Raw genomic sequence first — 14,071 nt, forward strand, 5'->3', positions numbered from 1 at the left:
AGTTTCTTATCATGAATCGTTGATTTAACAACATTTCCATTGACAAGACGTAGAAACTAGGGCCTGTCTTAAAACTCAATCACCGATTTAAATGATCATCCATTACCCTCTACTGAAAAGAATCCAGTTTATTTATTGTTATAACTCGTATCAGCTGGAGGGCCAGTCAGAAATGGGCTCAGGGGTGAAATTTGTGTTGGCCGGTGTCCTTTGCCGGCCTAGACAAAGGTCGGTCTTCAAGACCTGGGCTATGGGCTTGAAGCCGTGCCCACCCCGTTCCAGCCCGTTTCTGACTGGCCCGGAGGCGCTGAATACTCAAAATTAGTCTTTTAAGACAGGCCCTAGTAATCCGCCTATACTAACGACAAAGGAAGTGTTTGTATGATTAATTGGGCCGCCAGTCTTCCGGCCATTAAACCCAAATACCTAGCCATCACGCAACTGATCAAAACGCTCATTCAAAGCGACCAGCTGCTTCCCGGTCAACGATTGCCCGCCGAACGCCAACTGGCGACCTGGTTGCGCGTCGACCGGTCCACCGTCAGCCGGGCGTTGGCCGACCTCAGCGCCCAGGGCGTGTTGGTCAAACGCCGCGGCAGCGGGACTTTCGTGGCGCAGATTCCCCAACTCAAGCCACTGACCACCAGCGTGAACTGGCAGCTCTTGCGGCATCCCGCTCCGCCCAGCGCCTCGTTACAGGCCCAACTGACCCAGGCTCGGGCCCTCGACCACGGTCAACTCATCGACGGAGCCGCGGCGGGCCTGCCCCCCGAACTGATTCCTCGGCTGGGACAGTTTCAGCTGGATTGGGCGACCTACCTGGCCCAGCAGACACCGGCGACCACCCTGGGTGACCCCGACCTGTTGGCTACGCTAAGCCGGCAACCCGTTCTCTTTCCCCAACTCGACCTGACGCACCAAACCCTCATGGTCGCCGGGGGCGCGGAACAATCCCTCTTTTTAGTCCTCAGTAGCCTCCTGCAGCCGGGCGACGCGGTGGCGTTCGTCACGCCCTCCTACTTCAACGCCACGGCCGTTTTCAACACCCTGAGCATTCGGACCTACCCCGTCCCACTGACCACGACGCATTTTGCCCTCGACCAACTCGACCAAACCATCCGCCAACACCGTATCAAACTGCTGATCATGAATCCCACGTTTGAAAACCCGACCGGCGAAACGTTGACGTTGACCCAACGCCAGCGACTCCTGCGCCTTTGCCAGCATTATCAAATCCCTATCGTCGAGGATGACGTGTTTGGCTGGCTGGTGACCGACGAAACGGCCATGCCGCCGCTCAAGGTCCTTTCCCCGGCCAACGTGATCTACATCAGCTCCCTATCGAAACTTCTAGGCGCGAACACCCGTATCGGGTGGCTGATTGCCCCGCAAGCCATCGGTCAGCGCCTGTTGCAGGTCCAAAAACAACTCGATATGGTCCCCAGTATGTTAGCGCAAGCCTGGGTCAACCTGGCTCTCAACAGTCCGCGCTTCGACGGTGAGTTAACCCGGCTAACCACCGAACTGACCCAGCGCCGGCAAGCTGTGGCCGCCATCTTTCGGCGGTACCGCCCCACTTGGCGTTTCACCCTCCCGCAAGGCGGCTTTTATCTCTGGGTCCACCAAGATGACCGCACCATTTTTAACCGCCTTCTCGAGCAGGACATCCTGGTACAGCCGGGAACCCTGTTCGGCGCCGGTCGGGGGGACTTTCGCTTCAACGTGGCGGGGATGACTCCCAGCCGCCAACGTGACTTGGCCAACCGTCTCGCTGCCACGCAATCGTCCTAAAATGTTTCATGTGAAACAACGTTCCGTGGTGTTCACTAAATTTAGACGTTATCAGGACGCAAAAGGCCGTGCTGCGAATTTTCGCAGCACGGCCTTTACTAGCTTTAATTTTTAGAAATCGGCGTTTCCTGGCGTCCGTGGGTAAGGGATCACGTCGCGGATGTTCTTCATCCCGGTGACGTACATCACTAACCGTTCGAAGCCAATCCCGAAGCCGGAATGGACGGTTTCCCCGTACTTCCGGAGGTCTTGGTACCAACCGTATTCTTCTTCCGACATGTGGTTGTCCTTGATCTTTTCGGCCAAGACATCCCGGCGTTCTTCCCGTTGGCTCCCACCAACCAGTTCCCCGATTTCAGGAACTAACAGGTCGACCGCAGCGACGGTCTTGCCGTCGTCGTTGGCCCGCATGTAGAAGGCCTTGATTTCCTTAGGGTAGTCCGTCAAGAAGACCGGCTTGTTGTAGATGTGTTCACACAGGTAGCGTTCGTGTTCGGCTTCCAGATCCAAGCCCCAGTAAACCGGTACTTCGAAGTCCTGGTCGGCGTCTTCGAGTTCCTTGATGGCTTCGGTGTAGGTCAGGCGCGCAAACTTTTCATCGCGGGTCTTTTCCAACCGTTCGATCAAGTGGTCGTCCACGTTGTCGTTCAAGAAGGCCAATTCGTCCTGGGCGTTGTCCAGCACGTAGCTGACCACGGCCTTGATCAGTTCTTCGATGGTCACGATGTCGTCATCCAGGTCTTCGAACGCCATTTCGGGTTCGATCATCCAGAATTCGGACGCGTGCCGGGCCGTATGCGAGTTTTCCGCCCGGAACGTTGGGCCGAAGGTGTAGACCTTCCGCAAAGCCAAGGCAAAGGCTTCGGCTTCCAGCTGACCACTCACCGTCAGGTTGGTTTCCTTCCGGAAGAAGTCCTTGCTGTTATCGACCTTGCCGTCCTCGGTGTGCGGTAAGTTGTTCATGTCGAGCGTGGTGACCCGGAACATCTCTCCGGCCCCTTCGGCGTCACTCCCAGTGATGATTGGGGTGTTCAGGTAGTTAAACCCGTGCGCCTGCAGGTACTGGTGCGTAGCAAACGCCGCCAACGACCGAATCCGGAAAACCGCGTAGAACGTGTTGGTCCGGGGCCGCAAGTGCGCGATGGTCCGCAGGTATTCGTAGGTGTGGGCCTTCTTTTGCAGCGGGTAGTCGCTGTCCGAAGCGCCTTCGAGAACCACGGCGTCCGCGTGGATTTCTAAAGGTTGCTTAGCATCCGGCGTGTAAACGACTTTCCCGGTCACCGCAATCGTGGAGCTGATGGGGAACTTAGCAATGTCGGCGTAGTTGTCGAGGTCGCTGGCCTTCATCACGATTTGCGCGTTTTTAATGGTCGAGCCATCGTTTAATTCGATGAACCCGATCTTCTTGGAACTCCGAATCGTCTTGACCCACCCGTGAAGCGTGATGGTCTGGTCTTCAGCGTAATGTTGGTCGCTGAATAAATCTTTTACTAAAATGTCTGACATGGTGGATTCTCCCTTCGTGTCTTATCCTTGGTCAAAACCATAAAAAAAGATCCATCATCCCCTGTAACAGGGACGAAAGATCTTTCCGCGGTACCACCCAATTTGTTTATTGTTAAACCGACTTTAATTGGCATCCTAACAGATGCCCCGAACGATAACGTGTCGGCCACGGTCCTTCCTACTAGCGGTGCGTTCAGAAGACAACAGAAAAGGTGTTTTTCCGATAAGTGACCGTGCTAAGCTTTCACTGCCCTTAGCTCGCTAGATGCGGCGGCGTTACCGTACTCTCGTTTTCTATAGTTTTTAACACTATTCAGATAAGCACAGGTTACCACGGATTACGGTTAGACGCAATCCCCTAGCTTAAGCCCGTTGGTGCGCGTAGGCGCCGCGCAGGGCCACCTTATCCTGAGAACTAATGGTGGCGTAACGGTTCGTCGCGTTCATCACGCTGTGCTTATCCTGGGAATGACTCAGGCCTAGCGCGTGTCCCAGCTCGTGGGTGGCGACGTTGACGCGTTGGGTCTTGGTGTAGCGGTAACCCGTGAGGATGCCCCGGTTCAAAATCGACTTGGCGGAAACGATGCGGTTGTCGTGAGGCCGTTGATAATAGCTGTAATCCGTATAGCCCGCAAAGACCTGTGCCCGGGTGATCGACTGGGCCGACGTTAACTCGATATCGGCCTTCTGCCCGGCGGGAACGGCTCGCAGCCGCACCACGCCAGTGTTATTCCATTGCCGGATGGCCCGTTGCCAGACATCCCGATAATATGTAGATTTAGACGCGCAATGGTAGGTAATCGTCAGGGAGTTCCAGTGGCCCCAGGTGGGCGTCACGGTCGCCGCCGATGAGGATTGCCCGGTCAGACACGTTAAGGTTCCGGCAGTCAGTAAAACGGTCAGGGTTTTCATGAGTAGTTTAAACATCAATCAGCACTCGCTTTCGTTGGCTAGGATGAGATACGGTGTCAGATGACCCGGTCGGGGGGTATTTGACATTTCAAATTGTACGCAATTGAATTGTGAAGAAAATTGTGACGCAATTTTGACCGGTTTCCCGTGATTAATTTCGTCAAGCCCCTCAGGTGTGTGTGGGCTTCACCATCAGGCCAACTCATCGCTTATGCTCTGGTCAACCCACGCAAAACGCCCACCGGACAAGGCCGGTGGGCGTTTTTTTTCGGTGCTGATTTTATCTGATTGGCTAACGGGTTCACCCAATGGGCTATCGGCCACAAGTTATTTTTAAGCGTTTTCATCTCACGCAAATTGCGTAAGTTCGTTCAGTGGTAGCTTCGTTGCCACCGTAAATCCCTTGTGTCCCAAGGGGTCACAACACTGTCCAGCCACTCGTTCAAATTTGAGCGCTCACTACTGGACGAAGTCGTGCCAACCGTCCGGGACCGCTCAGCCGCGTGCTCATTGGCTTTTGCCACCACCGGGCCACCTTGACGGGCCGGGCGTTCGTCGTCTACTTAACTTGTGCGCAAAAACCATCTTCTTGCGCGTAAAACTTGAAAACGACCAAAAAAACACTTCGTTTCAGCTGATTGCCGAAGCGAAGTGTTGATTTCCGTTTAGTTAAAAACATTTAAGTTGCACTCATAACCAGTATAAGCTGGAGGACCAGTCAGAAATGGGCTCAGGAGTGAAATTTGTCTTAGTCGGCGTTACTCAGCCGACTTAGACAAAGGTCGGTCTTCAAGACCCGGGTTGCGGGCTTGAAGCCGTGCCCACTCCGTTCCAGCCCATTTCTGACTGGTCCGGAAGCGCTGAATTAGCCTTGAAATTTAGGACTAGTTTAACTGCTCGCGGTGCCACATCCCCCAAACGTTCGGGATGATCACCGCCGTGATAATCAGCAGGACCCCCACGATTTGCAGGCCGCTGACCGTTTCACCCAAGACGACAAAGGCCACCACGATCGACGCCGGCAATTCCAGCGACGAGAGGATCGGGCCAATGCCGAGTTCCAGGTGCGGCATGAAGATCGAATACGCCACCAACGGAAAGACCATCGAGAACAGCGCAATCCAAAAGCCCCACTTCAACGTCGGCCAAGTCGTCGGCGCCGTCACGATTTGCGGCCCCCAGACAATGGAAATCAGGATAAACGCCCCGAAACACAGTAACCAGGTCTTGGTCAACGGGTCGAGGTTGTTGCCCAAGTGCGCCGTGAACTGCATGGTGCAAGCGTACCCGCAAGCCGCCAGAAAGGCGTAAAACAGACCCAGCGGCGACAAGGCCTGGGTAATCGGGAACAGCCCCGCCGCCAGCACGGTCCCAATCAGGACCAAGATGATGCTTAACACCTGCAGCCGTGACGGCCAGCGGCGTTGAATCAACGAACCCAGTAACACGGATAACCACACGGCCTGCATCAGCATGACCGCGGCCGCCGCCACGGGGATCAATTTCAACGCCTGAATATAGAAGGTGTTGGTGAACCCCGAGCCGGTCCCCGCCGCAATCACTAGTAGGAGTTGTTTCCAGTTCGTATGTTGATACCGTAGCCATTTGCGACGGGCTAGATGCACGATGCCCAGCACAATCACCGCGCTTAGAAACGACCAGAATAACAGGGGGCCGTTGACGACCCCTTCTTGGCGGGCAATCTTAAACAGTGTCGCGGGCACCCCAAAGCTGATGGCCCCCAACGCCACAAAAATTGGCGCAATTTTCTTCACTTCACTCATCCTTTATGTAGTAAAAAGTTCTACTACCTTATGATACACGGCCAATTTACGATTGCCAAATTCTTGGGAGAAATTCCGACCAGATGAAAAGCCCCACCGTATTTTTCAACGGTGGGGCTTGCGCCACTTAAGTTAAGCTGTTGCCACTTTTGACGTAATCTTCGCTTTGTTCAACAGAACCGAACTGGTGACCACGGACAAGGAACTAAAGGCCATCGCCAAGCCGGCCAATTCCGGACTCAGGGTTAACCCGATGGCGAAGAAGACGCCGGCCGCCACCGGAATCCCCAAGACGTTGTAGACGAACGCCCAGAAAAGGTTGAGCTTGATGCGGTTGAAGGTCTTTTGGCTTAACGCCAAGGCCCGGTCCACGTCGCGCAGGTCGTTTTTCATCAGCACGATACCCCCGGAATCGATAGCGATATCGGTGCCGGACCCCATGGCGATGCCGACATCGGCAGTGGTCAGCGCGGGCGCGTCGTTGATCCCGTCACCCACGAAGGCCACCTTACCGGTCTGCTGGTGCTGGTGAACCCAGTCGGCCTTGTCCCCTGGTAAAACGTCGGCAATCACGTCGTCGATGCCCACTTGTTGGGCGACGGCTTCCGCGACCCGCTGGTTGTCCCCGGTCAACATGACCGTCTTCAACCCGCGCGCCTTCAGCGCCGCAATGGCTTCACGCGACGTGGTCTTCGGTGCGTCTTGAATGGCGACTAACCCGATAACCTGATCAGCTAACCCGACCAGCACCACCGTCTTGGCTTCGTTTTGCAGGCGCACCATTTCTCGCTTCAGGGTCGCGCTGAGTTGGTCGTCGGTAACCATCTTCTGGTTGCCGACAAACCCGGTCTGACCGTTGAGTTGAGCCGTGACACCTTTCCCTTCAACGGCGCGAAAGGCCGTCGTTTCAATCGGTGTCAGGTTTAACGCCTTGGCCCGGGCCAAAATAGCCGCGGCCAACGGGTGTTCCGAGGCGGCTTCCAAACTGGCGGCGACTTGTACCACTTGGGCTTCGTCGCCCACCACGTCGGTCACTTGTGGCTGGCCAACGGTAATGGTCCCCGTCTTATCGAAGATCACGGTGTCCACGTCGTTCACGGCTTCGAGGACTTCCCCGTTCTTGATCAGGATGCCCATCTTAGCGCCGCGGCCGGTCCCGACCATCAGGGCCGTGGGCGTCGCCAAACCTAAGGCACACGGGCAAGCGATGACCACCACGGAGACCGCAAAAATCAGCGCGTTCGCCAGGCTGGCGCCCAAGAAGACGTACCAAATCAGGAAGGTCACGATGGCTAAATTCAACACCACCGGCACGAAGATATCGGATACCTTATCGGTCAACTTTTGAATCGGTGCGTGACTGTTTTGAGCCTTTTTGACCAGCTCAACAATCTGCGACAACATGGTCTTTTCGCCGACCTGGTTGACCCTGAATTGGAAGGTTCCCGTGCTGTTTAGGGTGGCGCCAATCACGGCGTCGTCGACGTGCTTTTCGACCGGCATACTTTCACCGGTGACCATCGACTCGTCCACGCTGGAACTCCCGGCGGTGATCACGCCGTCGACCGGGACCTTCTGGCCGGGCTTGACCCGCACGATGTCGCCTAATTGCACGTCGGCAATGGGGACCCGGACAAAGTCGCCATCCCGTAAGACTTCGGCATCCTTGGCTTGCAAATTCATCAGTTTTTCCACGGCGTTGGCGGAATTATTACGCATCCGCTCTTCGAAAACCTGACCCAGCAGGACGAAGGTGGTCACGAAGGCCGCACTTTCGAAGAAAACCGCCTGGTGGGTGATCATCGCGTACAGGCTATAGACGTACGCCGTCGCGGTCCCAATCGCCACTAAGGTATCCATGTTGGCGTGGTGCTTGGTAAACGACGCCCAGGCACTCTGCCAGAACGGTCGCGCCGACACCAGCATCACAATCGTGGTCAAAATCAGCTGGGTCCAGTCCCCGCCCGGCAACATCCAGCCGAACGGCATCCCGATCATCCCCGCCAACATCGGTAGCGAGAAGATCAGGGAAACCCAGAAACGCTTGGTGATACTCATCGGTCGATCACCACTTTCCCGTGCACCATGTCCATGCCACAACTAAAGTCGAATTTGCCGGCTTGATCCGTGGGAATCGTCACGGTCTGGGGCGCGTTCAGCGGCAAGTCCAGCTTAAACGCCAACGCGGCGGAATGCACTTGGTCCAAACAGCCGCGGTCGCTGACCCGCTTAAAGGTCAGTTGCGCCGGTTCGCCCTGCTTCACGTGAATTTCTTGGGGTGCATAGCCCCCGTCTACCGTAATCTGTTTTTCAGTCATGTGCTCGTCCTCCGTTATTTGATAATCAATTTGCCGTGAAACATGTCCATGCCGCAGGCCCATTCGTACTCGCCGGGCTTGCTGGTATCAATCTTAATGGCTTGGGGTTGGTTTTGCGGTAACTCCTGGTTGATGCCGAAGTCACTGAACACCACCCGGTCCAAACAACTTGAGGCGTCCTGCCGGGTAAAGTTCAAGACGGCGGGCACCCCCTGCTTGAGCACCACTTGTTCGGGCGAATAGCCCCCATTAACGTCGATATCCACGCGTTGTTGGTCGACCGTCACGTTGGCTTGGACCTCCTGGATTGCGTGCTTCCCGAAGAACCACCAGGTGATAAACCCAATCAGGACCAAGCCGCCCAGTAGCACCATTAATTTAATCATGAGTTAACGCTCCTTTTTATAATTTACATTTGTAATCGATAAATACAGGTTACCGCCATCGTTTACATTTGTCAACAGAAAGCCAACAAAAAATGCCTAACTCGTCACCGAATTAGGCAATTCCCTTAAATTCAGTTGGGATACTTCGCCAGCAACTGCCGCAAGCGCGCGGCCTCGCCCGGCCGTTGGGTCACCCGTGTCAGTGCCGGTAAATCGTGGGTGTACACGTGGCCCGTGGTCAACTGATCGGCGTAAAGGTCGGCGTAGGGCAACTGCCGGGACCGGGCCAACGCGATCTCGGTGGTCGCATCGTAGGCCACCTGGCGAAAGGTCACGTTGGGCATCCGCCGGCCCTGCGTGGTGATGATGGCGTATTGCGCGCGTAAATCCTGAGCGAAGCGCCCCCAGTGGGGAAACGGCATCCCCACGGTGCCGGGGTTCACGATCAGTTGCCCGGCGGTACTTTGCCGCATGAGCTGATGGTGAACGTGGCCGTAGACCATCACGTCCGCCCCACCCCGGGCGAGCTGGTCGAACCCGGTTTGGTCGCCTTCCGGACTCAGGGTCTGTCCCGAATTACGGTCCGGTAGGTTATGGGTCAATTGGAAGGTCAAGCCGTCCAGCGTAAGGGTCTGCACCATGGGCAAGTGTCGAATCCGCGTCACGTCAGCGGCGGTCAGGTGGTCGTGCACGTAGTCGTCGATCCACGATTCGTAGACGTCGCTGGGGTCGTGCGGGTCGATTTTCCCGGCCAATGTTTCCAAGAGGCCGTCCTCCCAGTTGCCCCGCAGGTAGGCCGTGATTGGTAACTCATCCAAAAGGGTTAACAGGTCGTGGGCCCCGGGACCCGGCACGAAGAGATCGCCCAGGTACCAAAAGTCGGTACAGTGGGATTGACGCGCATCGGCAATGACTGCCTTGAGCGCGGTGACGTTGCCGTGAACGTCCGAAATAACGGCAATTCGATGCATATGCTCACCTCATTTATAGTTTAGTCTAGCAGATTCTGACGTAAAAGCGGCGCCCACCACCTCAGTGATGACCGCCGCCAAACGAACCGAATTAATCACAATGCCGCCACTTTTTGTCCAACAGTGCGCGGGCCACGAACAGCCCTAACGGCAGGAACATGATGATCAGAACGGCCTTGGTCAGCCATAAGGCCCCCACGCCGATCTGATTCATCCCGATGTTGTAAATCGCCCGGTAGATGTACAAGCCGGGAACCATGATGACGATGGCCGGCACCGTCAGCGAAATGCGCGGATACCCGTTATACCGGTTGACCACCGAGGCAATCAGCCCCGCCACCAGCGCCCCCGTAAAGGCCGCCGCGGCCGGGGGCATCACCGTAAAGTCGACCAGTTCCAGCCGCAGGGTGTTGGCCACCGCCCCGATGCAACCGGCCACGATGGCCATTTTTTGCGAGCTGTTAAACATAATCGAGAAACCGTAGACCCCACAGAAACTGGCCGGGATCCGTAACAACCCGATGACCAACGGCGACAGACCCAACGGTAGGAAGTCTTCCGGCTTAAAGTGAAAGATCGTGGCGACCAACCAGCCGACCAACGTCGCAATCAACGTAATCATGATAGCGTAGGCCAGCCGCTCGAGTCCGGAGCGCATATCGAGTTTGGAAATATCCAACATGCTGGTGATAAACGGGAACCCCGGAATCACGAACAACATGGCGCCGATGTAGCCGGCCTCGTGTTGGGCCAAGACCTGAAACGACGCCTCGAACAGCCGGAAGCTAAACATGTAGACCAGGCAGGCCACCGCCACGCTGACGGCAATCTTGGCGACCGTCGACATGGTGTGTTCCCCCATCACGGCTCGCACGTAATTCCCGATGCCGGCCCCCAGAAAGGAGCAGACCATTTCGGGAATCCCGCCGCCCAAGAGAAAAATAAAGGCGCTGCAGGCCAGAGCCGCGGCTAAACCCGAAATCAGCGGCGAATACTGCTTGGGGCGGTTCTGCACCTCGTCGATCATGGCGTGAATCTCTTGCACGGTCAGAAAGGAAAAGTCGTTGTCGAAGTTCTTCACGACTTCTTCCATGATATTGAGCTTGTCGGTGTTGACCCCGGTGTTCGGCAACGCCAAGACCTGCGTATAACTCTGCTCGCTACTGCTGAAGCAGGTGAACTGCAACGAAATCAGCCCGATATCGGCCGAGCAGGTCAGGTTGAGGCTCCGGGCCACGCGGTCCATGGCGTCGCGCACCCGCCAGGCCCCGGTACCACACGACAACAGGGTAATGCCGATGCGGCCCACGATGGACGCTCTGGCCTGCACGCTGGCCTCGCGGGCCGGAACGTCCTTATCTTGAATAAAATTTTTCCAGCGAATCTTCATGTGATGCCGGCGAGAGAGCTGTCCTTCTGGGGCACTCGCCGTTGGTTTCTTATCCATATTCTCCTCCGTTAACCCTTAACTAGTTTTAGGAAACGTCATTCAGCTAATCATCCTTTTCATTATAGAAGCATTGCCCCACCGGCTTCAATACAGGATTGTGCCGTTAGCGCTTACAATTAAAAGGGCGTATACTTGATTTAAATAGTCTAGGAGGCGTTTTCGATGTTAAATCACCTATGGTCTACGCACCATCGTCCACTCTCTAAGCGCGCCCGTCAGCGTTTGTTACCGCTGGCGGCCTTCGAATTCACGGCGAGCACCCTGGCCCTCAGCGACCTACTGCGCGCCAATTCCTTCCGTCACGGTAATAAATTCTTGTGGTTCTGCCTGGCCTTCGTCCAACCGATTGGCCCGTGGCTATACTTTGCTTTCGGGCAGGAACGCGACGATTAAGTTCCCTTGCGGCATAAAAATGGATTCGACCACCCGGCCGAATCCATTTTTAATTACGAATTAATATAATCGAGTAACTGAAAGAGCATGCGCCGGTTTTGACGGGGAATCGGATGATCCACGATTTCCTGTGCCGTCTGGTGAATCACCGACCCAATCAAGTAAGGGTAATCGTTGACCATCATCTCGCGCACGTTGTTGCGCCGCGGTTCCAGGTGAAACTGGAGGCCAATCACCCGGTGATTTAAGACAAAGCCCTGATTGCGGACCCGGTCGCTCGAAAATAACAAATCGGCGTGGGCCGGAATTTCAAACATTTCCTCGTGCCAGTGCAACACGTCGGCCTTAAGCGGAATCCCGCGGACCGTGGTGGCCTGCCGGTAAACCGGGGCCCAGCCCACTTCTTTGGCCGGAGCCTTGGTCACCGGATAGCCCAGCGTTTTGGTAATCTGCTGGGCGCCGAAACACACGCCAAAGAGCGGTTTGTTTTGGGCCAACAGGGCTTGGATCAACTGCCGTTCCTGACCGATCCACGGCAGATCGTCGTTGGGACTCATCGGTCCACCCAAGATCACCAACATGTCGGTCTGCGCCGCGCTGGGCAGGTGGCCGAACTGGTACGGGTGGTACACGTACAGGTCAAATCCGTGGGTGTTGGCCCAATCTTCAATCATTCCGGGCCCCTCGTTGGGGGTGTGCTGTAAGACGTTAATTCGCATAGAATCCCTTCCATCAACGGCAATGTTTGGCTGGGGATCGCCTGCAATTCCCCAAGATGGGCCTATTATAACATGTTTAATAAAAGGGGCCCTAGCGTTCGCCGTCTCAGTTGCCCGCCTTGCATACCAGATAACGTATTAATTGCGGCTGCCATAATCTAAAACCATCAGCTCGGCCATGGCGACTTCGCGATATAGACTGTTGAACAGCTCTTCGGAAACCTCGTGCTGGGTGTAGTACAGGTCAATCAAGTATTGCCGTTCGGTTTTGAAGACCCGCTGATAGGTCGCAATCAACAAATTCATTTCGGCCTGCGTGTATTCGGGATGGCGGACCATTCGCCGCCACTCACTGACAAACTGCTGAACCGTGGTATGCCCGTCTTGGGATTTCAAATCAAACGTGACGGCCTGCTTAAACTCGTCAGATAGCTCCGGTAAGTCGTCCAGGTGATCGATGCCGCGCTGAATCATCTTCTCGCGCACTTGGCGAATATCTTGGGCCAACGCCTCATCGGTCTCGATCTTGGGTAACATCAGCCGGAACAGAATCGTCGGCACCACCATACTTAAGATGATCAGCACGCTTTCCGACATCAACACCAGGTTAAAGTCCTGCGTCTTAACCTGCGTTGCGGCCACGGTAAAGGCCAACGCAAAGGTAACCGCCCCGTGAATGCCACCCAGCGCAAAGATCCAAGCTGACCGATTATCGCGTCGTTGAACCAGCCGACAGTAGACGTACCGACCAAGCAGGTTGGCCACGTAAAGAATCACCCCGACCCCAATCCAAATCAGACTGCCGTGATAGGTCACAGATTTGTCCAGCGACGTCCGGACTAACATGATTCCTAGCACCACAAAAACAACGCTGTTGAGCACGTCGCTGACCAGATCCATTAATTGAAAACTATCGTAGGCCAGTTTGGGGTTGGCTAAAGCGCTCCGTTCCCCTTCGGCGTTGTGCACCAGACCAGCGAAGACCACGGCGATGATGCCGGAGACGTGGAGTTCTTCGGCCCCGAAATACAGGAAGAACGGCGTCAGCATGTAGATAACCTTCAACGGCGTGCCCCGGTTATAAGTATTATTGATGAAGTTCAACCGCGACCGCAACATGCTCTGCCGCAGATAAATCAAAACGCCGCTGACCAGGGAGCCGAAAATCACCCCACCCAGTGCGGAATAGAGGAAGTCGCCTAACGTTTGACCGTAATTAATGTAGCCGTTAACGTACCAGAGAATCGCCATGTTCAGCAAGATGATGCCGGACGCGTCGTTGAATAACGATTCGAGTTTCAACGAGGTGGCTTCCCGGCGGGGCAGTTCCAGCCCCATCACCACGGACTCGGTGGCCGTGGCGTCGGTCGGCGTGCTGATGGCCGCCAAGATAAAGGCTAACGGTAGCCCCAGTGAGGTGAGCCAGGCCGTGCTAAAGCCAGCGACCACGGCGCACACGATGACCATCCCCACAGTTAAACTAATAATCTGGCGAAAATTTCGCCCCACGCTATTCATCCGGGTACCCTGGCCCTCGAAGAACAGCAGGGGCGCCACGATCAACCCAATAAACACGTCCGCGTCAAACTTTGCCACCAACCCGTTTAGCACGGGAATTGCTGCTAACACGCCACCCAGCACCATACTAACGTAATTGACCGAAATCTTCGGTACCAATTGGCGATTGACGATGATACTTAAAGTGGCCGCCAAAATCAGGGTGGTCGTTGAAACTAGGAGGGTCATCCCCCATCACTTCCTTATCCGCTGGCTATTTCATTACACTAAGAACCGTTACTAGCCATCATTATTTTTTGGCTTTATCATACCGTTTCCGGTTT

The 14,071-nt window shown here is 55.4% G+C and carries 12 protein-coding genes; 2 read left to right on the plus strand and 10 right to left on the minus strand.

Annotated features, from left to right (window positions below):
• The first annotated feature begins 381 nt into the window (after nucleotides 1-381).
• Nucleotides 382-1,791, plus strand: a complete 1,410-nt coding sequence (locus FD38_RS00980) for an aminotransferase-like domain-containing protein (RefSeq protein ID WP_057730336.1) — start codon at nucleotides 382-384, stop codon at nucleotides 1,789-1,791.
• Nucleotides 1,792-1,902: 111 nt separating this feature from the next.
• Here FD38_RS00980 and asnS read toward each other — a convergent pair whose 3' ends face one another.
• The 8 genes from asnS to FD38_RS01020 form a co-directional block, all read right to left on the minus strand.
• On the minus strand, nucleotides 1,903-3,297 hold the full coding sequence (gene asnS / locus FD38_RS00985; protein ID WP_057730338.1) for an asparagine--tRNA ligase: 1,395 nt from the start codon (nucleotides 3,295-3,297) through the stop codon (nucleotides 1,903-1,905).
• Nucleotides 3,298-3,660: 363 nt separating this feature from the next.
• Nucleotides 3,661-4,224 (minus strand): matrixin family metalloprotease, encoded by a 564-nt coding sequence (locus tag FD38_RS00990; RefSeq protein ID WP_057730340.1) that lies wholly within the window; start codon nucleotides 4,222-4,224, stop codon nucleotides 3,661-3,663.
• A gap of 869 nt (nucleotides 4,225-5,093) precedes the next feature.
• Nucleotides 5,094-5,984: an EamA family transporter gene (locus tag FD38_RS00995; protein ID WP_057730341.1), complete on the minus strand. Its 891-nt coding sequence runs from the start codon at nucleotides 5,982-5,984 to the stop codon at nucleotides 5,094-5,096.
• 141 nt (nucleotides 5,985-6,125) lie between these two features.
• Entirely contained in the window at nucleotides 6,126-8,051 is a 1,926-nt protein-coding gene (locus tag FD38_RS01000; protein WP_057730343.1) for a copper-translocating P-type ATPase, read from the minus strand.
• Complete coding sequence (locus tag FD38_RS01005) at nucleotides 8,048-8,374, minus strand: cupredoxin domain-containing protein (RefSeq protein ID WP_337692312.1); 327 nt, start codon at nucleotides 8,372-8,374, stop codon at nucleotides 8,048-8,050. The genes FD38_RS01000 and FD38_RS01005 overlap by 4 nt, the downstream gene beginning before the upstream one ends.
• Complete coding sequence (locus tag FD38_RS01010; RefSeq protein WP_057730346.1) at nucleotides 8,326-8,697, minus strand: cupredoxin domain-containing protein; 372 nt, start codon at nucleotides 8,695-8,697, stop codon at nucleotides 8,326-8,328. Before FD38_RS01010 ends, FD38_RS01005 begins: the two co-directional genes overlap by 49 nt.
• A gap of 131 nt (nucleotides 8,698-8,828) precedes the next feature.
• Nucleotides 8,829-9,668 (minus strand): metallophosphoesterase family protein, encoded by an 840-nt coding sequence (locus FD38_RS01015; RefSeq protein ID WP_057730348.1) that lies wholly within the window; start codon nucleotides 9,666-9,668, stop codon nucleotides 8,829-8,831.
• Nucleotides 9,669-9,759: 91 nt separating this feature from the next.
• A complete protein-coding gene (locus tag FD38_RS01020) occupies nucleotides 9,760-11,115 on the minus strand; it encodes a threonine/serine exporter family protein (protein ID WP_057730350.1) in 1,356 nt (451 codons plus the stop codon).
• 165 nt (nucleotides 11,116-11,280) lie between these two features.
• Here FD38_RS01020 and FD38_RS01025 point away from each other — a divergent pair, with 165 nt between their 5' ends.
• Entirely contained in the window at nucleotides 11,281-11,511 is a 231-nt protein-coding gene (locus tag FD38_RS01025; protein ID WP_057730352.1) for a PLDc N-terminal domain-containing protein, read from the plus strand.
• 53 nt (nucleotides 11,512-11,564) lie between these two features.
• Here the strand turns inward: FD38_RS01025 and FD38_RS01030 are convergent, their stop codons facing one another.
• Nucleotides 11,565-12,230 (minus strand): type 1 glutamine amidotransferase, encoded by a 666-nt coding sequence (locus FD38_RS01030; RefSeq protein ID WP_057730354.1) that lies wholly within the window; start codon nucleotides 12,228-12,230, stop codon nucleotides 11,565-11,567.
• A gap of 138 nt (nucleotides 12,231-12,368) precedes the next feature.
• On the minus strand, nucleotides 12,369-13,976 hold the full coding sequence (locus FD38_RS01035; protein ID WP_057730356.1) for a cation:proton antiporter: 1,608 nt from the start codon (nucleotides 13,974-13,976) through the stop codon (nucleotides 12,369-12,371).
• Nucleotides 13,977-14,071 lie beyond the last annotated feature (95 nt).

It is taken from the genome of Levilactobacillus zymae DSM 19395 (genome assembly GCF_001434115.1).
GTDB lineage: Bacteria > Bacillota > Bacilli > Lactobacillales > Lactobacillaceae > Levilactobacillus > Levilactobacillus zymae.